Annotated in this window: 23 protein-coding genes; 8 read left to right on the forward strand and 15 right to left on the reverse strand. The window is 71.0% G+C overall.

What is annotated here, in order from left to right; all coding sequences use genetic code 11:
- Nucleotides 1–2: 2 nt before the first annotated feature.
- From AB0E85_RS16250 to AB0E85_RS16265, 4 genes are read right to left on the reverse strand one after another with little or no spacing between them, the layout of a single operon-like run.
- The gene (locus tag AB0E85_RS16250) at nucleotides 3–1,922 is read right to left on the reverse strand and encodes an anthranilate synthase family protein (RefSeq protein WP_361926987.1); all 1,920 of its coding nucleotides are present in this window, start codon (nucleotides 1,920–1,922) and stop codon (nucleotides 3–5) included.
- On the reverse strand, nucleotides 1,919–2,599 hold the full coding sequence (locus tag AB0E85_RS16255; protein WP_361926990.1) for an isochorismatase family protein: 681 nt from the start codon (nucleotides 2,597–2,599) through the stop codon (nucleotides 1,919–1,921). The genes AB0E85_RS16250 and AB0E85_RS16255 overlap by 4 nt, the downstream gene beginning before the upstream one ends.
- 14 nt (nucleotides 2,600–2,613) lie before the next feature.
- Complete coding sequence (locus AB0E85_RS16260) at nucleotides 2,614–3,402, reverse strand: 2,3-dihydro-2,3-dihydroxybenzoate dehydrogenase (RefSeq protein WP_361926992.1); 789 nt, start codon at nucleotides 3,400–3,402, stop codon at nucleotides 2,614–2,616.
- A 4-nt stretch (nucleotides 3,403–3,406) separates the two neighbouring features.
- Nucleotides 3,407–4,624 carry a 3-deoxy-7-phosphoheptulonate synthase gene (locus tag AB0E85_RS16265; RefSeq protein WP_361926995.1) on the reverse strand — a complete coding sequence of 406 codons (1,218 nt, stop codon included), beginning with the start codon at nucleotides 4,622–4,624 and terminating at the stop codon, nucleotides 3,407–3,409.
- A gap of 285 nt (nucleotides 4,625–4,909) precedes the next feature.
- Between AB0E85_RS16265 and AB0E85_RS16270 the strand changes: the two genes are divergently transcribed.
- A complete protein-coding gene (locus tag AB0E85_RS16270; protein WP_361926997.1) occupies nucleotides 4,910–6,529 on the forward strand; it encodes a carboxylesterase family protein in 1,620 nt (539 codons plus the stop codon).
- 21 nt (nucleotides 6,530–6,550) lie between these two features.
- On the opposite strand, the gene AB0E85_RS16275 is transcribed toward AB0E85_RS16270, so the two are convergent.
- The gene (locus AB0E85_RS16275) at nucleotides 6,551–7,351 is read right to left on the reverse strand and encodes a VOC family protein (RefSeq protein WP_361926999.1); all 801 of its coding nucleotides are present in this window, start codon (nucleotides 7,349–7,351) and stop codon (nucleotides 6,551–6,553) included.
- Complete coding sequence (locus AB0E85_RS16280) at nucleotides 7,351–8,019, reverse strand: NAD(P)H-dependent oxidoreductase (protein WP_361927001.1); 669 nt, start codon at nucleotides 8,017–8,019, stop codon at nucleotides 7,351–7,353. Before AB0E85_RS16280 ends, AB0E85_RS16275 begins: the two co-directional genes overlap by 1 nt.
- A gap of 198 nt (nucleotides 8,020–8,217) precedes the next feature.
- Here AB0E85_RS16280 and AB0E85_RS16285 point away from each other — a divergent pair, with 198 nt between their 5' ends.
- Nucleotides 8,218–8,613, forward strand: a complete 396-nt coding sequence (locus AB0E85_RS16285; protein ID WP_361927004.1) for a nuclear transport factor 2 family protein — start codon at nucleotides 8,218–8,220, stop codon at nucleotides 8,611–8,613.
- A 54-nt stretch (nucleotides 8,614–8,667) separates the two neighbouring features.
- Here AB0E85_RS16285 and AB0E85_RS16290 read toward each other — a convergent pair whose 3' ends face one another.
- Nucleotides 8,668–9,468: an arylamine N-acetyltransferase gene (locus AB0E85_RS16290; protein WP_361927008.1), complete on the reverse strand. Its 801-nt coding sequence runs from the start codon at nucleotides 9,466–9,468 to the stop codon at nucleotides 8,668–8,670.
- Nucleotides 9,469–9,481: 13 nt separating this feature from the next.
- Nucleotides 9,482–10,471: an amidohydrolase family protein gene (locus AB0E85_RS16295; RefSeq protein ID WP_361927010.1), complete on the reverse strand. Its 990-nt coding sequence runs from the start codon at nucleotides 10,469–10,471 to the stop codon at nucleotides 9,482–9,484.
- Nucleotides 10,472–10,693: 222 nt separating this feature from the next.
- On the opposite strand from AB0E85_RS16295, the gene AB0E85_RS16300 reads away from it, so the two are divergent.
- The 4 genes from AB0E85_RS16300 to AB0E85_RS16315 are packed head-to-tail and all read left to right on the forward strand — an operon-like array spanning nucleotide 10,694 to nucleotide 15,656.
- The gene (locus AB0E85_RS16300) at nucleotides 10,694–11,734 is read left to right on the forward strand and encodes a beta-ketoacyl-ACP synthase 3 (protein WP_361927012.1); all 1,041 of its coding nucleotides are present in this window, start codon (nucleotides 10,694–10,696) and stop codon (nucleotides 11,732–11,734) included.
- Nucleotides 11,735–11,790: 56 nt separating this feature from the next.
- Nucleotides 11,791–12,345, forward strand: coding sequence for an SRPBCC family protein (locus AB0E85_RS16305; protein WP_361927014.1), 555 nt, complete (start codon nucleotides 11,791–11,793; stop codon nucleotides 12,343–12,345).
- 45 nt (nucleotides 12,346–12,390) lie between these two features.
- A complete protein-coding gene (locus tag AB0E85_RS16310) occupies nucleotides 12,391–13,983 on the forward strand; it encodes a class I adenylate-forming enzyme family protein (RefSeq protein ID WP_361927017.1) in 1,593 nt (530 codons plus the stop codon).
- A complete protein-coding gene (locus AB0E85_RS16315) occupies nucleotides 13,980–15,656 on the forward strand; it encodes an FAD-dependent monooxygenase (RefSeq protein WP_361927019.1) in 1,677 nt (558 codons plus the stop codon). Before AB0E85_RS16310 ends, AB0E85_RS16315 begins: the two co-directional genes overlap by 4 nt.
- A 193-nt stretch (nucleotides 15,657–15,849) precedes the next feature.
- Here AB0E85_RS16315 and AB0E85_RS16320 read toward each other — a convergent pair whose 3' ends face one another.
- From AB0E85_RS16320 to AB0E85_RS16345, 6 genes are all read right to left on the reverse strand, one after another.
- Nucleotides 15,850–16,848: a hypothetical protein gene (locus tag AB0E85_RS16320; protein ID WP_361927022.1), complete on the reverse strand. Its 999-nt coding sequence runs from the start codon at nucleotides 16,846–16,848 to the stop codon at nucleotides 15,850–15,852.
- A 372-nt stretch (nucleotides 16,849–17,220) separates the two neighbouring features.
- Complete coding sequence (locus tag AB0E85_RS16325; RefSeq protein ID WP_361927066.1) at nucleotides 17,221–17,937, reverse strand: NAD(P)H-binding protein; 717 nt, start codon at nucleotides 17,935–17,937, stop codon at nucleotides 17,221–17,223.
- A 75-nt stretch (nucleotides 17,938–18,012) separates the two neighbouring features.
- A complete protein-coding gene (locus AB0E85_RS16330) occupies nucleotides 18,013–18,774 on the reverse strand; it encodes a class I SAM-dependent methyltransferase (RefSeq protein WP_361927024.1) in 762 nt (253 codons plus the stop codon).
- A 33-nt stretch (nucleotides 18,775–18,807) separates the two neighbouring features.
- A complete protein-coding gene (locus AB0E85_RS16335) occupies nucleotides 18,808–19,929 on the reverse strand; it encodes a 2-oxoglutarate and iron-dependent oxygenase domain-containing protein (protein WP_361927026.1) in 1,122 nt (373 codons plus the stop codon).
- Nucleotides 19,930–20,096: 167 nt separating this feature from the next.
- Entirely contained in the window at nucleotides 20,097–21,110 is a 1,014-nt protein-coding gene (locus AB0E85_RS16340) for a 2-oxoglutarate and iron-dependent oxygenase domain-containing protein (RefSeq protein ID WP_361927029.1), read from the reverse strand.
- A gap of 34 nt (nucleotides 21,111–21,144) precedes the next feature.
- Nucleotides 21,145–22,638, reverse strand: a complete 1,494-nt coding sequence (locus AB0E85_RS16345) for an MFS transporter (protein WP_361927031.1) — start codon at nucleotides 22,636–22,638, stop codon at nucleotides 21,145–21,147.
- Nucleotides 22,639–22,927: 289 nt separating this feature from the next.
- Here AB0E85_RS16345 and AB0E85_RS16350 point away from each other — a divergent pair, with 289 nt between their 5' ends.
- Nucleotides 22,928–23,617, forward strand: a complete 690-nt coding sequence (locus tag AB0E85_RS16350; RefSeq protein WP_361927069.1) for a TetR/AcrR family transcriptional regulator C-terminal domain-containing protein — start codon at nucleotides 22,928–22,930, stop codon at nucleotides 23,615–23,617.
- Between the two features lie 97 nt (nucleotides 23,618–23,714).
- Complete coding sequence (locus AB0E85_RS16355) at nucleotides 23,715–24,635, forward strand: PfkB family carbohydrate kinase (RefSeq protein WP_361927033.1); 921 nt, start codon at nucleotides 23,715–23,717, stop codon at nucleotides 24,633–24,635.
- Here the strand turns inward: AB0E85_RS16355 and AB0E85_RS16360 are convergent.
- Complete coding sequence (locus AB0E85_RS16360; protein WP_361927075.1) at nucleotides 24,632–24,769, reverse strand: hypothetical protein; 138 nt, start codon at nucleotides 24,767–24,769, stop codon at nucleotides 24,632–24,634. The genes AB0E85_RS16355 and AB0E85_RS16360 overlap by 4 nt on opposite strands.
- Nucleotides 24,770–24,873: the final 104 nt, after the last annotated feature.

Genomic DNA, 24,873 nt, shown 5'->3' on the forward strand with positions numbered 1-24,873 from the left:
GATCAGGACCGGACGGGGCGCTGGGTCTCCTCGAGTACGCCGGCAAGGAGCGTGCCGAGGATGCGCACCCCGTCCCGGGTGAGCACCGACTCGGCGTGGAACTGCACCCCGGCGAACCACGGGCCGCGCACGGCGTGGACGTCGCCGGTGACGGCGTCCCGGCTGACCTCCACCTCACCGACGTCCGGCGCACCGACCCGGTCCGACCCGCTCCGTGCCACGAAGCTGTTGTAGAAACCGACGCGTTCGCGGCGTCCGAAGAGGTCGATGTCCAGCTGCACCCCTTGGTGCGGTGTGGCCCGGCGGTGCACGGGCAGACCGAGCCGATGGCAGAGCACCTGGTGGCTCAGGCACACGGCCAGGAAGGGCCGGCGCTCGGCGAGCAGCCTGCCGATGCCGTCATGCAGCCGCGCGATCCGGTGCTCGTCCGTGTTCAGCGGGTCGCCCGGGCCGGGGCCCATCACCACCAGGTCGTGCTCGGCGAAGGAGTAGGGCTCGTCGTGACGGCGGGTGGTCACCCTCAGCCCGGCCGCCCCCAGCTGATGGGCGATCATCGAGGTGAACGTGTCCTCGGCGTCGACGACCAGGACCCGCCGCCCGGCCGGCACCGCGCCGGCCGTCGCGGCGGGGCCGGGGCCGTGCAGCCAGAAGTGCGCGATGTCCTCGTTGCGGGCGCGCAGCGCGGACAGCACCGACGGATGACGGCCCAGTGGTCCTTGCGGTTCGGCCCGCAGCGCGGTGAGCAGGCCGGTCGCCTTCGCCCGGGTCTCCGCCACTTCCGCCGCCGGGTCGGAGTCGCGCACCAGGGTGGCGCCCACCCCGATCGCCAGCCGGCCCGAGGAGTCGATGTCGGCGGTGCGGATGAGGATCGACGAGTCCAGGGTGCGGCGGCCCCGGCCGTCCCTGCCGACCAGCGCGACCACGCCGCTGTAGTAGCCGCGGCCCTCCGGCTCGTACCGGTTGATGACGCGGCTCGCGTTCTCCAGCGGGCTGCCCGTGACGGTCGGGGCGAACAGGGTGCCGTGCAGGATCTCCCGCACGTCGCGCTCCGTGCGCCCCTCGATGACGTACTCGGTGTGCGCGAGACGGGCCATCTCCTTGAGGAACGGGCCCACCACGCGCACGTCCCGGTCGCAGACCCGGGACATCATCTTGAGCTCCTCGTCCACCACCATGAACAGCTCGTACTTCTCCTTGCGGTCCCCCAGGAAGTCCATGACGCCGGACAGGGTCGGCCCGGACGCGGGGTAGCGGTACGTGCCGCTGATCGGGTTCATCACGGCGGTGCCGTCCCGCAGGCTGACGTGCCGCTCCGGCGTGGCCCCCACCAGGGTGCGCTCGCCGGTGTGCACCAGGAACGTCCAGTAGACACCGGACTCCCGCGCCAGCAGCCGCCGGAAGAGCGCGGCGGCCGTCGCCGGTGAGTAGTCCGCGATGTCCGCGAGGAACCGGCGCTTGATGACGAAGTTCGCGCCCTCGCCGACGCCGATCTCGTCGGCGAGCACGCGGCGCACCAGGTCCGCGTACGCGTCGTCGCCGATGTCGAAGTGTTCGCCCGTCATCCGGATCGGCACGTCCGGGACGCGGTCGAGCACCGCGGCCCGGCTCAGCGAGGCCTGCTCCCGCACGGTCATGGCGAGCAGCGGCCGCCCGTCGTCGGGCACGGGGAACCCTCGCTCGGCCAGTTGCCGGTACGGCAGCAGGGCCAGGACGTCCGCACCGGCGGGCCCCTGCGGGGAGCCGGGCAGCGGCAGATCGGCGACCCGGTCCACAGGGGCGACCGGGCCGGTCAGGACCTCCACCCGGTCGGTGCCGGTGACCGAAGGGCGGTAGAGCAGGGCGAACGGCTCGGTCGTGGGGGAGGACAGGACGCGGTCCAGGAGGGCCTCGGCCGTCCCTGCCGCCATCGGCTCGGCGCTCATGCGACGGCTCGCTTCCCGGGCTCGGCGCGGTCCCCGCCGAGCAGCGTGCCGCCCTCGACGGGGAGGCGCCGCGCGGTGGTCACGAACGCGCAGCGGCGGGCCGCGTACGTGAGGGCGAGCCGGTGCTCCTCGGCGGAGAAGTCGGCGACGGCGTCGGCGACGAGGAACGTCCGGATGTCGTGCGCGAACGCGTCGACGGCGGTGGCGAGGACACCGATATGGGCGTAGACCCCGCAGAGAATCAGCTGGTCGCGGCCGCTCTCGCGGAGCCGCTCCAGCAGGCCGGAGCGCACGAAGGCGCTGTAACGCCACTTGGTGAGCGACCAGTCGCCCGGGCGCGGGGCCAACTCCTCGGTCACGGCACGGTCCTCGGGGGCCGGCCGCATCCCCGGGCCCCAGAAGTCCATGAGGAGCCCGCGCTGCTGCCTGGTCATGCTGCCGGGCTGCGCCGTGAACGCGACAGGAATGCCGAGGCGCGCGCACCGCTCCCGGAGCAGGGCGACGTTGCCGATCAGCGCACGGCGCTGGTCCTCGGCGAAGGGTCTGAGGAAGTACCGCTGCATGTCGTGCACGAGCAGCACGGCGCGGTCCGCACGCACCGTCCACCGCGCGGTGTTGGCCGGCAGGTCGTCCTCGCCTGGCAGGGGGTACGCGGCTATGTCGGGGATCCCGGGCATGGTCAGGTGTCCTCTCAGGCGCCGAGCGAGGCGCCGCCGTCGACCGTGAGGTCGTGCAACGTGATGTGCCGGGCCTGCTCGGACAGCAGGAAGAGCACCGCGGCGGTGACATCCTCGGGCCGGGCGATCCTGCCCAGCGGGATGCCGACGCGGAAGTCGGCGGCGCTGCCGTGGAGCGTGCGGGCGCGTCCGCTGTCGTCCGCCCACATGGACCAGAGCATCGGTGTCTCGGTCGACCCCGGTGCCACGACGTTGCAGCGAATGCCGTGACGGGCGACCTCCAGGCCCAGCGACTTGGTGAACATCGTGGCCGCGGCCTTGGACGCGGCGTAACCGGCCATGCTCGCCCGGGGCGTGGCGGCGGCGTTCGAGGCCACGGTGACCACGGCGCCCCGGCCCCGCGGCACCATGCGGTCCACCACGGCACGGGACACGTGGAAGACGCCCGCGGCGTTGACCGCGAACATCTCCGCCCAGTCCCGCGGGCTCAGTTCGCGGACCGGGCCCATGCGCAGCAGCCCGGCGGCGTTGACCAGGTACTCCACCGGTCCCAGCCGCTCCTCCGCCGTCGCCACCGCCGCCTCGACCTCGTCGGCGTCGGTGACATCGGCGGGACACGCCGTCACGGGCAGTCCCGAACCGCTCAGCTCCGCGGCACAACGGTGCAGGGCGCCCTCGTCGCGGTCGACGGCCGCCACCACCGTGCCCTGCTCGGCGAGCGCGCGGACCACGGCCCGGCCGATTCCGCCGGCGGCTCCGGTGACAAGGGCGACTGCGCCCCGCTGCCCGGTCACTTCCGACATCGCGTCATCCTCCTGTCGTGGGCCGCCGGCCGGCCGCGGTCGTCATCGCGGGCGGGGGGACTCCCGTCCACGCCTCCAGCACTTCCAGTGCCTGGTCCACGGTGAGCCGGGGGTCACAGAAACTCGTGTACACCTTGCCGACCCGGTCGGCCTCCCACTCGTCGAGCACGCACTCGGTGACCTGGTCGGGCGTCGTCTCCAGATGGACGCCGCCGGGGAACGCGCCCTCCTGGGCCAGAACGGCGCGGAACTCACGGACCTCACGCTGCATCGTCCGTACGTAACGGGTCTTGTAACCACCGCGCGTGACGACCGTGTTGCCATGCATGGGATCGACCAGCCACACCACGGGGTGCCCGGCCGAGCGGACCGCGCGGACCAGCGCGGGCAGGCGCTCGGCCACGGTCCGCGCCCCCATCCGGACGATGAGGGTGAGCCGGCCCGGACGGTGCTCGGGATCCAGCAGCCCGCACAGCGTGAGGAGTTCGTCCGTGCCGATGCCCGGCCCCACCTTGACGGCCACCGGGTTGAGCACCTGGGCGAGCAGGGCGACATGGGGGCCGTCGGCCTGGCGGGTGCGCTCCCCGATCCACGGCCAGTGCGTCGAGGCGAGCAGCAGCCTGCCGTCGGCGGTGCGGCGCAGCAGAGGAAGCTCGTAGTCGAGGACCAGCGCCTCGTGGCTCGTCCACACCGGGTGCTCCATATGGCCGGTGCGGCCCCAGCCGAGGTGGCCCACGATGTCAGCGGCGGCCATGTAACCGGTGACCAGCCGCAGCGGGTCCGGGCTGCGCTCCTCCGGTTCCGGAGCCGGACCGTTCACCAAGTGGCCGCGGTACACGGGAAGTTCCAGGTCGCCGAGGCGCTCGGTCGGCCGTGACCGGGGTTTGGCGAACTGACCCGCGATCCGGCCCGCACGCAACACCGGGCGCCGACCGGCCAGCTTCATCGCACCCGCCAGCAGATCGAGCACCGCGACCTTGCGGGCGACGTCCGAAGCCGAGCACTCGGCCGGGTCCTCGGCGCAGTCACCGGCCTGAACGACCTCCGCCGCACCCGCGCTCACCCGCGCCAGCTGCCCGCGCAGCACCTCGACGTCGTGCACCTCGACGAGCCCGGGGCGGCCGGCCAGGGTCTCCCGCGCACGCTGAAGGCGCGACAGGTCCTCCCAGGCCGGCTGCTGCCCCGCCCTTTCCAACGGAACGGAAACCAAATCGCCAGTCAATTCCGACTCCATCCCTCACATGCCGATCCGGGACGGTCGAAGGTGCTCGAAACAATGGCCCGGCGTGGAAAGTCATCTGGATATCGATCCGAAATGAGTAAAGGAGGCACGCCACCACCCTCGCGCCTCCCCGGAAGGTGGCCAACATGCGCCGGTCCGGTTCGTCATGTCGGTCGAAGTCTGTCAATTGGACGCACTTGACAGATGCTTTCCCCGCCCCTTGGCGGCGTTGGGCCGGGTCTGCGAACGTGCTGCGCACACCGGCAGAGCGGCAGAGGGGTTCCGATGGCGCAGACGTGGCAGACCCGGCCGCCGGTGGTACGGATCCCGGCCGGTGCGCTGCGGGGAACGGCGGCCGGTCCGGCGGGCGGGGCCGCACCCGTCCACGCGTTCCTGGGAGTGCCCTTCATGGCCCCGCCGGTCGGGCCGCTCCGGTTCGCCTCGCCGCGCCCCGCCCGGCCGTGGACCGGTGTCCGGCCGGCGGCCGTGACGCCACCGGCCTTCCTCCAGCCCGAGGGCCCGGGACCGATCGGCGCACCGGCCCCTGCCCCGGTCTCCGCCGAGCACGCTGTCCACGCCAACATCTGGACGCCGGACGTCCACGGCTCCCGCCCGGTCCTGGTCTATGTGCACGGCGGCGGCTGGCGGGCGGGCTCCGCCTCCAGCCCGACCTTCGACGGTGCCCGACTCGCCGGCCGCGGGGACCTCGTCGTCGTCACCTTCAACCACCGGCTCGGGCCGTTCGGGTACGGGCGGCACGAGCAGCTGGCCGATCCGGACACCGGACGGTGCGCCAACTGGGGCCTCCAGGACCAGGCCGCGCTCGTGGAGTGGGTGCGCTCCGCCGTCGCCGCCTTCGGCGGGGACCCGGAGAACATCACCCTCTGCGGTACGTCCGCGGGCGGTGCCGCCGTCTGGCAGCTCGCGCTCCTCCCCCGGCTGCGCGGCACGGTCCGCCGCCTGGTCCTGGTCAGCGCGGCACACCTCTGGGCCCCCGCCTACGCCCTGGAACCGGACGACGCCCGCACGGCGTTCGACGCCCTCGCCGACCGGCTCGGCGTCGACGTCCCGGGCCTGCGCACCGTGGACGCCGACAAGCTGCTGGCCGCCTGGGAGGAGTACTTCGGCGGCAGCCCGGACCGAAGGCCGGTGGCCTCCGGCCGCTGTTACCGGGGGCCCGTCCCGGACGGCGACCTGGTGCCCGGATACGACGTCCACCGGCCCGTGCCGGACCTGCCGACGCTGACCGTGACGACCGACACCGAGGGTTCGTTCTACACCGCCGGTGCGCTGCCGCACCCTGCCGACGACACGGAACTGCTCGGCATGGTCCGCGCCCACCTGCTCCACGGGCGGGCCGGCGACCCCGAGCGGACCGCCGCCGCGGCCGTCCGGCACTACCGCGCCCGGGCCCGCGAGGAGGGACGCGCGGACGACGCCGTCTCGCTCTACGCGGAGATCGTCGGGGACAGCCTGTTCCGCCATCAGATCGTGCGCCTGACCGAGCGGGGTGCCGTACGGAGCGGGACGCCGAGGTTCTTCATGCACTTCGAGTACGCCGTGCGCCCGCCGGCTTTCGGCACCCCCCACGAGGCGACCGCACCGTTGTTGTTCGGCACCCATGGCATCCCCTGGCACCGGGAGATCTTCGGCGACGGACCGGTCGAGCGGGAGGTCTCGCACACCCTCATGGACCTGGTGTCGTCGTTTGCGCGTGACTCGGTCCCCCGAAGCGAGGCAGTCCCGTACTGGCCCGCCTTCACACCCGCGGATCCGCGGGTCCTGTGCCTGGGGAGCCCGGCGGGGCCGCGGATCGCCGCCCTGCCCAAGGCGGCCCAGCTGGAGTTCTGGGACACGGCCGGATGGCATCCGGCCCCGGACGCCCGCAGCGGCCCCGGCCGGTGACCGGGGCCGCACACGGCGGGGTCAGGCCGGCTCACCGACCTCCAGCACCTCGAACGGCGTGCCCTGTTCGTCGGCGACGCGGGCGCAGCGCCCCTGCCCAGTGCCGAAGGGGCCCTCGCGCAGGGTGCCGCCGAGTTCCGCGACTGTCTTCAGCGCGGCGTCCAGATCGGCGACGCCGAACCGGACCCGCCAGTGCGAGGACTGCTCGGCGGATCCGTCCGCGCCGGCCTCGCCGATGCCGGCCACCGGTCGCCCGTCGAGCTCCAGCAGGAGGTGCTTCTCGCCGTCCGGCCCGGAGGACCGGCTCACGCTGTGGCCGAACACGTCGGCGTAGAAGGCCAGGGATGCTTCCAGGTCCGTGCTCAGGCAGTGGTGCCACACCACCGAACCGGCGACGCCGGCGATCTGGGTGCCGGCGTAGGCCCGGGCCTGCCAGACGGCGAAGACGGCGCCGGCCGGATCGGCGGCGACCGCGAACCGGCCGTGCGTACCGACGTCGAGCGGGGGGAGCAGCACGGTGCCTCCCGCCCGGGTGATCTGCTCCGCCGCCGCGTCGGTGCTGTCGACCGCGAAGCAGACGAGCCACGCGGAGGGCTCTCCCGTGGTGTCCGTGGCGGGCCGCGGCCCGATGTCGGCGACGGCCCGGCCACCGAGTCGTGCCGTCAGATAGTGCTGGTAGTCGGGGCCGTGGTCGAGGTAGGTCCAGCCGAACAGCTGCCCGTAGAAGACGGACGCCCGTCTGACGTGTTCGACCTGTACCTCGACCCAGCACGGGTGGCCGTGCGGCCAGGGCGAGTCACGCAACACCTTCTCGGGGCGCATCAGATGTCCAGGCCGAACGTACGCAGCCGCTCCTCGCTCACCAGGGCGATCTTCGGCTCGGGCCGCAGGCCCTCGCAGAGCGCCCGGGCGACCTGGAGGGTGCGCAGCGTCTGGTACTCGATCGCGTCGAAGTTGTCCTCGGTCACGCTGTTCGCCCGGTGGCGTGAAATGGTCCCCGTGCCGTAGGGAGCGCCGTTGCCCGGCTGGTGCAGCACGGCCGCCGCGGAGCCGTTGGGCACGATGACCGCGCCCCAGTGGCAGAACGCGTTGTGCAGCGCCAGGATCGCCGCCTGCTGCCCCGCGTGCGGCATCGAGCCGGAGGCGAACGCGGACACCGCCTTGTTCATCAGCTTGCCCGGGATGGCGACAGGACCGGTGTGGTCGATGAAGTTCAGGATCTGCGGGGCGGGGAGGCCGTAGTGGACCGGGGTCCCGACCATGATCGCGTCGGCCCAGACCAGGTCGTCGAGGTCCGCCGCGGGTACGTCCTGGGTGGCCGCCGCCAGGTCGGCGTAGGCGTCCTGGTCCAGGACCATGGGGTCGGGGAGCTCGGGCGTCTTGCGCACGCGGACGTCGGCACCCGCGTCGAGCGCTGCTTTCGCCGCCCTTTCCACCAGCTGATAGGTGTTGCCGCTGCGGGAATGGAAGACAATGGTGAGGTTCGTCAAAGGAAATGCTCCTTGCCGGCTCATGCGGGTTCATGGCTGCGCATTCCATCGGCATCGTGTCAGTGTCCGAAGACGCCCGACCACGTCTGCCGCCGTGATCTGTCAGGTCCCCTCCTTCTCCTCGCACCGCAGGCGGAGGTGACAGATATCCGCTCCGCGGACTGCCCGCCCGCATTCCCGGCTGCTGTACTCGGTCCCATGTCCGAGACACCTGACAGCACCGGTCTGCCCGTCGATCCGGCCGACCTTCCCTATGTCTTCGCCGACGCCTTCAACGCGCGGAATCTGGAGCTGCTGGACGCCCTGTTCGAACCGGAGGCGGCGCACGTGGTGCGGCCCGGCCTGATGTCCTCGGGCGCGCGGCGGCGTGCGGCACTGCCGACGGTGGTGCGCGACCGGGTCCCGATCACCGTCTCGCTGCGCCAGGTCTACGTCGTGGGCGACACCGCGCTCCTCATCAACGACTACGTGCACGAGGGCGTCGGGCCCGACGGCACCCCCGTGCACGCCGAGGGCACGGCCACGGACATCGCCCGCCGGGGCCCGGACGGGCACTGGAGATACCTCATCTCCAATCCGTCCGGTACGGCCTGACGCCGCGGGCGGACCGCCTCACGAGCCGGTCCGCCCGCCCCGTCCCGGCCGGGCTCAGTCGAACGACATCGGCACGCTCGTGCCCCCGTCCGCCTTCACCGGCAGCCGCTCCAGCCTGATGCCGAACCATTTGTCGTACGCGGCGCGGATCTCGTCGTCGCTCGTCAGCTGCCGGCTCTCGCGCTCGCCGCCGGTGATGTGCGTCAGCTGGTCCTCTTTCAGCGTGACGCGGCCGTTCTCCGTCGGCAGCGAACAGAACAGGTTCTGGAGGAAGGGCGAGTCCGGTGCCGTGCGGTACCACCACAGGGTGGGCCCGAAGTCGGTGACGAGGCAGGGCACGTCGTACACCCGGTACAGGAGCGAGTCGTCCACGCGCACGTCGATGCCGCCGTCGTCGGCGGTCTCCAGCCGGTAGGCGCCGTGCGGGTCCGGCTGAACGCCGTCCGTCTCCATCGACAGCGGGTAGCGGCTGTTGCGCCCGAACCCGACGTCGACCAGCCACGCGTGCCCGTCGACCCGGACCTTGAGCGCCAGGTGGCACAGGGGAGCGGTGAGTTCGTCCTTGATCCACACCCGGCCCGGCATGAACGAGACGTCGTAGCCGAGGCCGCGCAGCAGATAGGCGAGCCCGGGGTTGACCTCGTAGCAGCCGCCCCCGCGCCGCTCCCTGACGATCTTCTGTACGACCCTCTCGTCCATGTGGATCTCTTCGCCCAGGTGGTAACCCAGGTTCTCGAAGGGCACCGAGAGGAGATGACGCATCTGCAGGTCCCGCAGGGAATCCAGGTCGGCCCGAGCGGGGCGCGCGGCGGAAATGCGGTCCAGATACGCGGCGATCACAGGTTCTTCGAGCACGCTGACAGCCCTTCTACTGGTACTTCGCCAATCGAGGGAAAAGGTCCGAGGCGTTACCGGCCTCGATGCGTTCCAGTTCTTCCGCGGAGAACCCGCCGTGATCGGCGATGTAGCGGCTGCCCTGACCGCTGAACGACTCCGGCATGAAAGGAAAGTCCGAACCGACCAGAATCCGGTCCGGCGAGGCCAAGGAACGCACCGCGGGGAAGGCATGCGGGTCACCGATCATGGCGGTGTCACTGTAGAGACGTCGCAGATACGCGATCGGGTCGGCGGGCAGCCGCTCGGCGAGATCGGCCCGGATCAGCGGCCCGCACGCGAGCCGGGCGGCGTAGTACGCCATACCGCCGCCGCCGTGGGACAGGATCATGCGCAGCCCCGGATGGCGGTCCAGGGTGCGGTTGTACAGCAGCTGGGCCGCCAGCCGCACCGTCTCGAAGGGGAACTCGCAGAGCGAGACCGGCAGACCGAAGGCCGGCTGGTCGACCGGGGGCGCCGTCGGATGGACGAACAGCGGGATCTCGCGCCGGGCCGCCTCGGCGTGGAACGCGTCGAGTGACGGGTCCCCCACGTACACGCCGCCGTAGTTGGTGACCAGGCCCGCCCCGTCGAGACCGAGGACGTCCGTGCTGTAGGCGAGTTCCTCCAGCGAGGCGTCCAGGTGCGGCAGCGGCAGCACGGCGAACGCCCCGAGGCGGCCCGGGTGCGCCGCGACGAGCTCCGCGAGGTACTCGTTGACGCGGCGGGCGAACCGCGCACCGGTGACGGCGTCGACGGCCGGTACGCCGGGCCACACGTTGACCACGGCCGCCCGTATGCCCTGCCGGTCCATCATCGACAGGCTGGTCTCCACCCGCCATTCGGGTTTGTCGACACCGGGCAGAGTGGAGGCGAATCCGATTTTCCGGAGTTCCTCCACATAGAAGTCCGGAATGATGTGGTGATGTACGTCGATGGCATTGGACCAAGGCGATTCTCGCGGTGCCGGGTCGCTTCTCCCCATGCGGTGTCCCTTGTCGGACGGACAGGCATATCGCGGCCCAACGCTACGATTTCCGACCGGGGGCGTCGACGAACCGGGCCCGAAGTCTGTCAACTCCCCTGCGCTCGCCCGGTGCGTGCACGTCGAAGGTGACACTCATTGTCCCGGAATCTGGGGCCCCTCTTCCGAACTGGCTATCTTCCGACGGGAACTCAAGTAGCGGACGACCTGAAATGAGTCACCATGGCCAGTCGTGCAACAGCGGTCCGTGACACCGGTGCGGTCGGAATCCTGGGCACGGGTTCGTGCCTCCCCGGCAACGTCGTCACCAACGACGACGTCGGGCCCCCCGCCGGCGTGACGGACGAATGGATCAGGCGGAAGACCGCCATCCGGGAACGTCGCTGGGCCAAGTCCGACGAGGCCACGTCGGACTTGGCGGCGGCAGCCGCGCGCATGGCGCTCCACGACGCCGGGGTGCGGGCCGAGGACGTCACGCTGATCGTCCTGGCCACGTCGACACCCGACTCGCCCCAGCCCCCCACCGCCACGGCCGTCGCCGCGGAACTGGGCGTCGCCGCCGGAACGCCGGCTTTCGACATCAACGCGGTGTGCAGCGGATTCGTCTTCGCGCTGGCCACCGCGGAACGCATGATCCGCGGTACCGGCGGCCACGCCGTGGTGATCGGCGCCGACATCTACTCCCGCTCGCTCGACCCGCACGACCGGCGCACGGTCATCCTCTTCGGCGACGGTGCAGGCGCCGTGGTCCTGGGGCCCACCCGCCGTGAGGGTGTGCTCGCGACGCGCCTCGCCACCTTTCCCGAGGAACGCGGCCTCATCCGGGTGCCCGCGGGCGGCTCCCGGATCCCCGCCTCGCCGGCCTCCGTCGAGCAGGGCCTGCACTACTTCACGATGGACGGGCCGGCGGTACGACACTTCGTCCAGAGCCGTGTCGCACCGCTGATCCGGTCCTTCCTCGACGCCCATCTTCCGGACCGCACAAGGCCGTTGCACTTCGTCCCCCATCAGGCGAACGGCCGGATGATCGAGACGCTCGCCGCGGACCTCGGATTCCCACCCGAGCACACGCACACGACCGTCACCTCGTTCGGCAACACGGGAGCGGCGTCCGTCCCCATCACGCTGGACCGGGCCGCCGGCCGGATCGCCCCCGGCGACCTGGTGGTCCTGGCCGGATTCGGCGGCGGCATGGCGGCCGGGCTGGCACTCGTCGAATGGCAGCCACCGCAAGGGCGGCGAACGCAGCCGGACGCGACCTGACGAATCCGGCAGCGGTCGCATTGCCCGGCCCTCAGCCGCGTGACGACCATGTCCCCATGGACGTGGAAAAGAATACGGACAACGAAAAGACCCCCCTCTTCGACGTCGCGGTGGAAACCCATGTCGCCCGGCCTCCCGAATTCGTCTACGCGATGGTCAGCGATCTGCCGCGCAGCCACCAGTGGAGCGAGGAATGCACGGGCGGTGAATGGATCGAGGGCGAACCCGGAGCCCCGGGCTCGGTCTTCCGCGGGCACAACGTCCGGCCCGACGACGTCGTGGCATGGGCACCGGTGGTCCGCGGCTCCTGGACCACCACGGCCGAGATCGTGACCGCCGAACCGGCCCACCGCTTCGCCTGGGCCATGCGCACCCTGTCCGGCCGGGCCCAGGACAGCGTCTGGGGCTTCACCCTGCGTGCCGCCGGAGGCGGTACCACCGAGCTCGTCCACCACTTCCGGATGGGCACCGCCACCGAGGGAATCCGGAAGATCACCGCGGAGATGGACGAGGACGAGCGGAAAAGGTTCTTCCACGAGTGGGGGGCCAAGGTGGAAAGCGATATGGCCGCCACTCTCGGACGGCTCAAGAAGATCATCGAAAGCGACTGACACGGCGTTCCGTTCCTGGACATCCGAGCAGATCGAGGTTGACGCATGTTTCTCCAGCGCGTAGGAAATCGCGGCATCAGGCTGGGTGCGCTGTTCGACCGGGCGGCCGCCCGCTACCCGACGAACGTCCTGCTCCTGGACCACGACCTGGACATCGCACCGGACCGCGGCCGGACCATGACGATGACGGACGTCGCCGATCTCGTCGGCGACTTCGGCTCGCGCCTGTGGAGGGCGGGGCTCCGGCCCGGCGATCACGTGGTGATCCACAAGAGCAACGCGTTCGACATCACCCTGCTCGCTGTCGCGGCCACCCGGATCGGCGCGGTACCGGTCCTGCTGTCACCGCAGTTGGACGGCGAAACCGTCACCGCCCTCCTGCGCCGGGTCGACCGGCCGTACCTCATCACCGACGCGGCCCGGCTCACCGATTCCCTGCCGGACGCGGTCTTCGCCCTCTCCCGGCGCGTGCTGCTGGCGTCCGGCACCCACGACCGCGCCACCACCCTGGCCGAACTCGCCGGCGCCCCGCGCATACCCGCGCTGGAACTGCCCGCCGATCACCCGACCCTCGTCACGCACACCTCCGGCACCACGGGCATCCCCAAGCTGGCCGTCCACACGGCGTTCAGCCTCCAGGCCAGGTACCGGCCGCAGGCGCTGGCCACCGCGATGATGCGGCGGCGGGAACCGGTCGCCATCCACGTCTCGTTCGTGCACTCCCGGCTCTTCACGGCGCTCGCCATCGCGCTGCTGCGGGGCTTCCCGGTGGCGGTCCTCGCCGACGCCGATCCGCAGCGGGTGGCGCGGCTGTTCGCCCGGCTGCGCCCCGCCGTCCTCGAAGCACACCCGAACACGTACATGAGCTGGGAGCAGCTCGCCCGCGAACCCCTCCGGCCCCTGGCCAACGTCAAGCTCTTCAGCAGCACCTTCGACGCTCTGCACCCGCGCACGGTACGCACCCTCATCGGTGCCTCCCGCCGCCGCTCCCCGAAGTTCGGCCAGATCTACGGGCAGAGCGAGATCGGACCGACCGTCGCCCGCTCGTACGGACGGCACCGCTCGCCGGAGGCGGACGGACGCTGTGTGGGCATACCGTTCCCGGGCATGACCGGGGTGCGCGTGGTGAGCCGCGACGGCAAGCGGCCCACGTCGTCCTCGCCGGGGTACATCGAGGTCAGCAGCGACGGCCGGATCCGCACCTACCTCGGCGAGCAGGAGCGCTTCGACCGGCAGGCGGACGAGGGCTGGTGGCGCATGGGCGACCTGGGATACCGCACACGCTGGGGCTGCCTGCACCTGATGGACCGGGAAGTGGACGAGATCCCCGGCTTCGGCAGCACCCTGTCGGTGGAGGACCGGCTGTTCTCGCGCCTCACCGACATCACCGAGGTCGTGATCGTTCCCTCGGAGAACGGGCTTCCCCGCCCGGTGGTCTGCACCCGGGACGACCGGCCCTTGGACCAGCGGGCCTGGCGGGCGGCGGTGGCGGACCTGCCGGACATGGCGGCCCCGGTGCAGTGGCGCCAGGCCGATCTGCCCCAGACGGCCACCGCCAAGATCAAACGGCTCGAACTCGCCCGCCTGCTGGCCCGGACGGAGCACCCGGACCAGGGCCGGGCGGGAGCACCGGCATGACGACGGTGGTCATCGCCGGCGGCGGCATCGGCGGTCTCGCCGCGGCACTGAGCGTTTCCGCCCGGGGGCACCGGGTGGTGCTGTGCGAGCGGAACAGCGAGTTCGCCGAACTCGGAGCGGGCATCCAGCTCGCCCCGAACGGCATGCACGCGCTCGACCGGCTCGGACTGGCGGGGGCCGTACGCCGGATCGCCGTACCGGTCCGCGAACTGCGCTTCATGGACGGCGTGTCCGGCGAACACGTCGTGAGCATGTCCTTGGGGGAGCGCTACCGCGCCCGCTTCCGCAACGCCTACGTCGTCGTGCACCGCGGCGAGCTCCACCGGCTGCTGCTGAAGGCGTGCAAGGCCGGCGACCGGATCGAGCTGCGGCCCTCCAGCGAGGTCGTCGGCTACGAACACGCCGGGCGGGCCGTGCGGGTGCTGCTCGCGGGAGGCCGGACGCTGACCGCCGACGCCCTGGTGGGCGCCGACGGGCTGCACTCCGCCGTGCGTGCCCGGCTCGTCGGCGACGGCAGCCCGCGCAACGCGGGCATCACCGTCTACCGCTCGATCGTGCCCATGGACCGCGTGCCCCCGGACCTGCGGCACCGGTCGGTCACGTGGTGGGCGGGCCCCGGCCGGCACTTCGTGCACTATCCGATCGCCGGCGGACGCAGCCTCAACCTCGCCCCCAGCGTCGAGAACCAGCCCGCCGAGACCTTCTCCGGCGTGCCGGTGGCCGCCCCTGAGGTCCGTGAGCAGTTCGCCGTGCTCTGCGACACCGCACAACGGCTCCTGGAACTGGCCACGGAGTGGAAGGCATGGGTGCTGGTCGACCGCGCCCCCGTGGACACCTGGACCGACGACCGGGTCGCCCTGCTCGGTGACGCGGCCCACCCGATGCTCCACTACGCGGCGCAGGGCGCCTGCATGGCGCTGGAGGACGCGGTGGTGCTCGGGGACCTGCTGGACTGCACGTCCGCCGAGTTCGCCGAGCGGCTGCGCCGGTACAACGCGGCGCGCAGGGAACGCACCACGAGGGTGCACCGGCTGGCCCGGGACAGCATCGGCCTGTGGCACGCCGCGGGTCCGGCGGCCGTCGCCCGCGACAAGGCGCTGACCGCCATGTCGCTCACCGAGCTCCACGACCACGTGGCCTGGCTGCACGGTGCGCGGGACTTCGCCGCGCCGGGCTCCGCGGTGCGGCCGGGCTCCGCGGTGCCGCCGGATTCCGCGGTGCGGCCGGGCTCCGCGGTGCGGCCGGATCCCGCGGTGCGGCCGGGCCCCGAGGTGTGGCCGGGCCCCGCGGTGCTGCCGGGCCCGGTGCTGCCGGATGCCGAGGCGCTGCGGGACCCGCGGTCGGGCCCCCCGGTGCTGCCGGATCCCGAGGCGCTGCCGCCGGGCCCCGACGCGCTGCCGGGCCCCGCGGTGCTGCCGGGCCCCGCGGTGCTGCCGGATCCCGAGGCGCTGCCGCCGGGCCCCGACGCGCTGCCGGAGCCCGCGGTGCGGCCAGGCCCCGACGCGCTGCCGGGCCCGGTGCCGCCGGACCCCGCGGTTTCTGGCTCGGTGGACACGTACACCTTGGCCGGTGTCCTGGATGCCGCCGGCACCGGCTCCGGCGACCTCCGGGGCGCGCCGCCCGGGGCCTACACCCTGGGCGGCTATCTGGCTCTGCCCGAGCGGCCGCGGTGAGCGGGCTCGGTGGCCTGGCCCGGGCGGAGCTGTCCGGCTCCGCCCGAGCGGCCGCGGTGAGCTGACCCGGTGGCCTGGCTGAGCGGAGCTGTCCGGCTCCGCCGGAGCGGCCGCGGTGAGCGGGCCCGGTGGCCTGGCCCGGGCGGCGGACCAGAGCTCCGCGCCCGGCCCGGGCCGGGCCCGGGTTCCCGGATCACCCGCTCCGGCCCAGCCCACGGACTCCGGCGGGTCCGCCGCAACAGCTCAACTCGGTCCGTGAGGCGGCCGTGCGCAGGTCCGCCCGGGACCGCGGGCGCTCGGCCCGCCCCGGCAGAAGGCTGTCGTCCTCCTGGCTGAGCAACGCCGCGGCGATACGTTCCTCCAGCGCGAGGAGGCGGACCGTGCCGTCGTCCGGGGCCGCCGGATCCACCCGCTTCGACCGGTCGTCGGACTCGGTGCGCGTCACCGCCTCGCGTGAGGCCTGGAGCGAGCGCAGAACGCCGGGCCCGGCGTCCTCCATGCCGATGTCGGCGAGCTTGATCAGACGCAGGGCGTCCCGTCCGTTGCCGCACTTCGTGAGGTGATAGCTGAGGCAGGACAGGACGTACGCGCCCAGATTGCGGTCGCCCGCGAGACCTGAGGCATGCAGGGCCACCAGGAGGTACTGCTGCCCCTGGGCGTACCGGCCCTTCTCCTGCGCCAGCCAGCCGGCGAGCTGGGCCAGTTCCGCGATCGCGCCGTACAGCCGTCTGCCGGTCGGTGCGTCGTACGCGGTGTTCCTGGCCAGGTCACGGGCCCAGTGCAGCTCGTGCACCACCCACTTCCTGATCAGGGCGCTGTTGTGCGAGGCGCTCAGCCCGCGCAGTCGCGTGATCCGGCCGACCAGCACCTCCACCATGTCCGGGGAGAGCTCGGGACCGCCCGAACGCGCCGAGGCCATCTTGGTGTCGGCTGTGAGCCAGTCGACGGTCAGCGACACCAGCTCGAGTCCGGACACCGGTTCCCCGGAGCGCGGAGACGGTCCACTGCCGTGCTCCTCCTGGTCGAGAAGGAGCTGCAGGACGTGGTCGATGTGTTCCTCGGACCAGGGAACCCCGATGGCCGGTCCGTCGGCACCGTGCTCGGCGCCGGACGAGCGCTCCGGCCATATCTGGCCTATTTCGATCGGTCTGCCCAGCTGGTCGGAGAGTATCGAGGCGACGAAACCAGGCACTTTTCCGCGCGGGTAGGCCCCCTTCGTCCAGCCGTACGGAGCTTTCAGACTGACCGTGCCCTCGCCGTATCGTCGATTGATTTCACGTGCCAGCCGCTCGGGCGACCAACGCAGGTTTTCGAGGAATACTGCGAGCTGCGAACCTTTGTGCACGGGTGCATCTCCCCCTTGGAGCTCCCCTTCGAGTATCGGGGCGGGTGTCTCGCTGAATTCAGATTGTCACACCTGTTCCGGCATCTCCACTATGCAAAACTGCTGCGTCCAGATTGAGACGATCGCGGGATCGGGGTTTTGTGAGTGCATACGAAAACGCGCCGATGGCGACACCGCCCATTACGGGTGGTGTCGCCAATCGGACATGGCCTGAAGACGCTACTTGTGGTCCCAGGAGCCGATGCGCATGACCTCCTTCTTCAGCACGTCGCCGAAGGTCGGGACTCCCTGCGTGGTGAAGACCGCGACGACGGAGCGGACGTGTTCGTTCCCGTTCACTTCCGTCAGCAGGGAATGGGCCAGATCGATGCGCGAGGTATAAAGCCCCGGAGACTGCGGCGGACCGAAGTGGTAAGGGCTCACGGTGTCGGTGTTGAAGAGCGCCGAGGGGCGGACGATCGTCCAGTCGAGATCCGTCGCGCGCACGATCTGCTCCATGCGCACCATGTCGTCGTACAGCGTCCGGCCGAGGGTGGTGAGGAACGGGTAGATCACCCTGCGGTACATGAACCGTTCGCGGAGCGGCTCTTCTCCGGCCGCACGGTCGGCATGCACGGCGAGCAGCCGTGAGGTCACCGTGACCAGTCGCTTGACGCCGTGCAGGGCCATCGCGTCCGTGATGTGGGTGATGCCGCGGGAGAGCACGGTCACCGGCCGGCGCCCGTACGGCACGCCCAGGATGGACACCACCGCGTCCTGCCCGGCGATCGCCCGCTCGACCGCGTCCCGGTCGGTCACGTCCGCACCGCAGGTCCGAAGGTGCGCATCGGACAGGGGGAACTCCCCGGGCCGCCGCACGACCGCGGTCACCGTATGCCCGGCGGCGAGCGCCTGGTCAGTGAGATGCCGTCCGGTAGAGCTGTTCGCTCCGAACACAGCGAGCTTCAATGGACTTCTCCGTCTCGACAGTTACCACCGTGCTGTTCCGGCTGCTTGCGGCTGCGGCTGCGGCTACGGCTTCGTGGCCGTGTAGAGGGCGAACGGCGGGTTCGCCACGAAGTCGGCCCAGTAGCCCTTCTCCGACAGTCCGGCCGCGTGCCCGGGGGCACGGTTCGGCAGCCGGCGGACGTCGGTGAGACCGGCCTTATCCATCGCCGCCTCCGTGGTGCCCGCCGGCCAGAAGAAGCCGTCGAAACCGACATGCGGCTCGACGTCCATCTCGATGTGGATGACCTGGCGCTCACCGTGCTTCTCCTTGGGGGTGATGGAGAGGCCGTAGCGCGGATAGACGGACATCCGCTCCAGGTCGATGTCCGGGTTGGAGCACAGGGCGACCATGGTCCCGCCGGAGACCAGATTGGCGGCACAGCGCGCCACCATCTCGTGGTACTCGGCGGTGTCCTTGGCGTGCACGAACGCCCAGATGGGCGCGACCACGTCGAACGTCCCGAGCACCGGGAGCTCGGCCGCGTCCCCCACTTCGTAGGTGATGCCGAGCGGCTGCTCCGCCTCTATCTGGCGGGCCACGTCCACCATGCTCGACTCGATGTCGATGCCGACGACCGCCTCGGCGCCGAGGCGCTTGAAGATGCGCGAGTAGAACCCCGTACCGCAGGCCACGTCCAGGACCCGCTTCCCGGTGAGGTCGGGCATGCCGGACAGCAGGGTCTCCCGTTCGACGAACGCGTAAGGGAGGTTCTTCACGTTGTCGTACTGCGTGCTCGAGGCCTGGTACTGCTCACTGATCCTGTCGTGATGGACGCTCTTCTGCATGATCAGGTGCCTTTCTCCGGAGCAGGGGCGGACTCAGCTGAAAATCTTCTGCACCTTGCGCGAGACCCACTCGCTGACCGTCACCGTGTCGTATCGCTCCACGGTGGGGGAGTCGGTGAAGGGGCGCAGGGGTTCGATGGAGGCGTCGTGGTTGGGGAGGTAGAAGTAGGGGATGGTGAGGCGGGAGGAGGTGTCGTCGGGGTGGGGGGTGACGACGCGGTGCATGGTGGAGACCCAGCGTCCGCCGGTCCACAGGGCCATGAGGTCGCCGATGTTGACGACGAAGCTGCCGGGGATGGCGCTGACGTCGCGCCAGTGGTCTTCGTCCTGGAGGACTTGGAGGCCGCCGCGGTTGTCCTCCTGGTAGAGGATGGTGAGGCTGCCGAAGTCGGTGTGGGGTCCTCGTCGCCACTGGCCGGGCAGGGGCGGGGTGAGCTGGGGCGGGTAGTAGTTGACGGCGATGGATGAGCCGTGGTGGTCGAACTTGTCGTCGAAGAACTTCTCGTCGAGGTCGAGGGCGATGGCGAACAGGTGCATGAGGTCGGCGGCGAGTTCGCCCATGGCCGCCATGTACTCCTGCCAGACCTTCCGGAACTCCGGCGGGTTCTCCGGCCAGATGTTCTTGTGGGTCCAGCTGGCCCACTCGTTGCCGAGTTTGAGGCGCTCCTCGTCGTCCATCTCGCCCGTCACATGAGCGGCGAACGTCTCGCACAGGTCCGGGGGAGTCTTCTGGTCGAGACTGCGGGCGAGGGTGCCGCCGGCCCTGCGGTACCCGGACACACCCGGACGGGACGCGACGAGGTCCTTCTCCGGTTCCGGCAGTTTGAAGAAGCCGTTGGTCACCGTGAACATGCGGTCCGTGAGGTCTTTCGGTATTCCGTGACCGACGATGATGAAAAAGCCGGACCGGCGTAACGCGGTTCCGATCGCCTTCGCGATTTCTGTGCGCTTGCCCGGTTCTTTTCTGGCGGAAAGATCGATGACCGGTACGAAATCATCGGTCACCATGACGGTGGACTGATCGCTGCTCACGGCTTTCCCTCTCTCCCCGAAGTTCTTCGGGGATCTGTTGGGCGGTGAGTATCCGCTGGAATGTTCGTCCAGTTCAGCGGCGCCTCGCCCCGACACTAAGTGTGGCCGAAGGGCGGTTTCCATGCTCTGTGAAGGAATCTGTCAACTCACCGTATTCGAGCGCATATCTCATGGATTTCCCACGTCCGTGCGGCAGGCGGCGCAGGAGAACGGCCGATCCACCGACCGCGCGCCGCACGGGGGGAGGCGGGCCGGCGGTGGATCGGCCGAGACGGGTGCCGGGCTCCCTGCTACGAGGTGGCTCCGGTGAACAGCTTCTCTATCTTGCGCGACATCCAATCCCCGGCGATCACGCCGTTGTCGTACCGCTGCACGGTGGGGGAGTCGGTGAAGGGGCGCAGGGGTTCGATGGAGGCGTCGTGGTTGGGGAGGTAGAAGTAGGGGATGGTGAGGCGGGAGGAGGTGTCGTCGGGGTGGGGGGTGACGACGCGGTGCATGGTGGAGACCCAGCGTCCGCCGGTCCACAGGGCCATGAGGTCGCCGATGTTGACGACGAAGCTGCCGGGGATGGCGCTGACGTCGCGCCAGTGGTCTTCGTCCTGGAGGACTTGGAGGCCGCCGCGGTTGTCCTCCTGGTAGAGGATGGTGAGGCTGCCGAAGTCGGTGTGGGGTCCTCGTCGCCACTGGCCGGGCAGGGGCGGGGTGAGCTGGGGCGGGTAGTAGTTGACGGCGATGGATGAGCCGTGGTGGTCGAACTTGTCGTCGAAGAACTTCTCGTCGAGGTCGAGGGCGATGGCGAACAGGTGCATGAGGTCGGCGGCGAGTTCGCCCATGGCCGCCATGTACTCCTGCCAGACCTCCCGGAACTCCGGCGGATTCTCCGGCCAGATGTTGGCCAGCGTCCAGGTCGCCCACTCGTTGCCGAGTGCCCGGCGCTCCTCGTCACTCAGTTCGCCGGTCGCATGGACGGAGAAGGCCTCGCACAGGTCCGGGGGAGTCTGCTGATCGAGGCTGTGGGCGGTCGACCCGCCGGTCCGGCGGTAACCGGAGACACCCGGGCCGTGTGCGACCAGGTCCTTCTCCTCGTCCGGCAGCCTGAAGAACGCGTACGTCACCTTGAACATGCGGTCGATGAGTTCCTGGGGAACTCCGTGACCGACGATGACGAAGAACCCGGAGTCCGTGCAGGCGGCGTCGATGGCCCGGGCGAGGGCCGCGCGCCCTTCGGCCGTGCTTCTCGACGACAGGTCGATGACGGGGACGAACCCCTCGGCGACGGTGGCGGCCGCTCGGTCGATGTGCATGACTGATCCCTCCTCATTCGTGGCGGGGCCGGACTCAGCCGGTCGCCTCGACTACCGCTTCCGGACGGGGAGTTCGCTGTCCGCCTCGTGAGAGCAGGCCCACCAGGAGCGCGCCGCCCACGAGGATGCCGAAGGCCACCCAGAGCGCCACGGTGTAGCCCTGCACCGTCCCGGTGTTGACGGCGTCCGTGCCGTTGCCGTGGTCCTTGAGGTAGGACGCGGTGACACTCGTGGCGATGGAGTTGAGCAGCGCGGTGCCGAACGCGGCCCCCACCTGCTGCACCGTGTTGTACGCCGCCGACGCGACACCCGCCTCGGCGGGGTCGAGCTGGACCGTCGCCGTGTTCGTCGCCGTGGCGAGCAGGCAGCCGAGTCCGATGCCGGTGAGGATCATGGACGGCGTGAGATAGGCCGGGAAGACATGGGAGCTGTCCACTTCCAGCTGCGTGAGGATCAGCATCCCGGCGGCCGACGACAGCAGGCTGCCCGCGATCAGTACGTGGGGGGCGACCCGGCGGTGCAGCTTGCCGGCGATGAGCATCGCGCCGACGGTCGTGCTCACCGCGTTCACCAGCAGCGTCATGCCCGCCTTGACCGGCGAGTAGCCGAGGATGGTCTGCGTGTAGTAGCTCACGAACAGGTAGAAGCCGAACATCGCCGCGAACATCAGGCACACGGAGACGAACGCGGTGCCGCGGACGCGGTGGAGCAGGATCCGCAGCGGCAGCAGCGGATGCCGTGTCCTGGCCTCCACCAGCACGAACAAGGCGAGTAACAGCACACCGCCGATGAGCAGGGCCAGCACCGTCGGGTCACCCCAGCCGTGGGGTTCGGCCTGGGTGAAGCCGTAGACCAGTGAGACGAGGCCGGCGGCGCTCAGCAGCACCCCGGGGACGTCCAGATTGCGCAGGCTGCCGCCCGGGCGGTCGCGCAGGATGAGCGGGACGCCCAGCAGGGCGATCGCGGTCATGGGGATGTTGATGTAGAGGCACCAGCGCCAGTTGGCGTACTCGGTCAGCAGCCCGCCCGCCACGACGCCGAGGGCCGCTCCGCCCGCGCCGACACCGGCGAAGACGCCGAAGGCCTTTCCGCGCTCGCGCCCGTCGGTGAACGTGAGGATCAGCAGGGACAGCGCCGCCGGTGCCAGCAGCGCGGCGAAGACGCCCTGCCCGGCTCGCGCCGCGAAGAGGGTGCCGGCGTTGCCCGCGGCGCCGCCGAGCGCCGAGGCCAGCGCGAAACCGGCCAGGCCGATGGTGAAGGCCCGCCGGTGGCCGATCGCGCTGCACACGCGTCCGCCCACGAGCAGGAGACCGCCGAAGGCGAGGGCGTAGGCCGTGATCACCCAGTGGCGGTCGGTGTCGGTCATGCCCAGGGTCTCCTGGGCCGAGGGGAGCGCGATGTTCACGATGGTCGCGTCCAGCACGACCATCAACTGGGCAAGGCTCACGACCGGGAGGGTCCACCAGCGCTTGGTGGACCGAGTGGGTGGCGGGGCTTCTTGCTTGATGTCTGTCACGTCTACTCGCACTATGGTCGGGTGACTCGAACGTTGGTCTAGTGGACGACCCTACTACAACTCTGTGCAGCCGTGCCATTACGGAAGCACCGGCCGCACCAGCCCGAGGAGCCTCAAGTGGCCTATGACAAAGGGGAGTTGGTAGAAAAATGAAAGACGGCGACGACGGCCCCGACGGCCTCGCCGCGGGGAGCGGGCCCGGGCGTGCGAGACTCGCCCCGAACACTCAGTGACGCGATGTGCACCCTCGGGGGTGAGCCGCATGGATCCGGAGGTGGACGTCATAGCGGGCAAGGAACGCATGAGGGGGCAGGCCGGTGCCGGGATCGGCAACGTCTGGCTGCGCTCCGCGCGGGGCAACAAGGGAGAACCCCCGCTGACGCGGGAGCGCATCGTCCAGGCGGCCGTCGCCCTGCTGGACGAGGAGGGGATGGACCGGCTCACCATGCGCCACCTGGCCGAACGGCTTCAGGTGGGTGCCACGACCCTGTACTGGCACGTGGCGACGAAGGCCGACGTCATCGATCTGGCCGTCGACGCCATCTTCGGCGAGACCTCGCTCCCGGACCAGCGTGCCGACAATCCCCGGGACGACATCGTGGTCCTGGTCAACACCTGGCGGCAGGCGATGCTGCGGCACCCCTGGGCGGCCACCCTGCCCGCGCGGCAACGCCCCCTGATGGGCCCCAACTTCCTGGCCTGGATGGAGTTCCTCCAGTCCGGTCTGGCGCGGGCCGGACTGACCGACAAGCGGCTCAACGCGGCGACGTGGGCGCTGTACAACCACGTGATGGGCGCCACCGCCACACAGTCCAGCCTCCAGCTCTCCGCCGATGAGGCGAGGCTCGGGCAGGAGTACCTGGAGAGCCGGCGCGACCAGTACCCGACCGTCGCGGCGAACAACTACATCTCCGACGTCGACTGGGACACCAGCTTCACCGTCGGACTGGAACTGCTGCTCGACGGCATCGACGCGCAGACCGGGAGCTGAGGCCGGGCGCCCCGGGGCACCTCCCGGGGCACCGGTGCAATCAGGCCATGAGCCTTCGGCGGCTCTCGGCCCACGACGTACGAGGGAACGGACCGGCATGACTCATGAGATCGACGTCCTCGTCCTGGGCGGCGCGGGCGTGGACACGATCGTGCACGTGCCCGAACTGCCCGTGCCGTTCGCGGACAGCCACATGATCCGCCCCGGGATCGTCACGCGGGCGGGACAGAGCGGGGACTTCGTGGCGCTCGGCACGAGCGCGCTGGGCCTGCGCACACACCACCTCGACCTGCTCGGCGACGACCCCGAGGGCGACCTCGTCCGCGCGCTGCACCGGGAGCACGGCATCGGGCTCACCGCCGTCCCGCAGCCCCTCGGCACCAAACGCGCGGTCAACCTCGTCGGCCCCGACGGCAGGCGCTCCTCCCTCTACGACGCCACCCGCGCCGCCGACACGGACCGGCTGCCCGAGGACACGGTGCGCACACTCGCCGCCGTCAGCCGGCACGCCCACGTCGTCATCACCCAGCCGTGCGCCCAGGCACTGCCCGCCCTGCGCGAGACCGGCGTCACGATCTCCACCGACCTGCACGACTGGGACGGCTCCAACCCCTACCACGAGCCCTTCGCCCACCAGGCGGACCTGGTCTTCCTGTCCAGCACGGCCCTGAGCGACCCGGAGCGGACCATGCGGCGGATCACCGAGCGGGGCAGGGCCCGGATCGTCGTCGCCACGGCCGGGGCGGAGGGGGCGTTCCTGCTGGCCGACGGTGAGCTCACCCACGTACCCGCCGCCCCGCCCCCGGCCCCGGTCGTCGACTCCAACGGCGCGGGCGACGCCTTCGCCGCCGCGTTCCTCCACGCCTGGCTCGACGGCACCCCGCCCCGCCGCAGCGCCCTGCACGGCGCGGTGGCCGGCGCCTTCGCCTGCACGATCCCCTCGACCCGGGCCGCCGCCATCGGACGCGAGGAACTGAGCGCGGGGGTGGCGCGGCTTGGGCGGCCTGAAACCCCCTAGGTGTGTCGCCCCGGGCCGTCGGTGACCGGCGACACGTCCTTGCGGCGGCTGATGCTGCGGACGCTCGCCAGCGTCAGGATCCCGAGGGCGACGAGGGTGGCCGCGGCGCCGATCAGCTGGGCGGGCGTGTGCATGGGACCTCCAGGGGCGGCGACGGCCGGGAGACGGACGGGGCTCAGTCATATAGGCATGGGAAACGGGTGACCTGCGGAATCCCCAGCCGCACTGGCCTCTGAAT

The organism is Streptomyces sp. NPDC029044 (genome assembly GCF_040637495.1).
GTDB lineage: Bacteria > Actinomycetota > Actinomycetes > Streptomycetales > Streptomycetaceae > Streptomyces.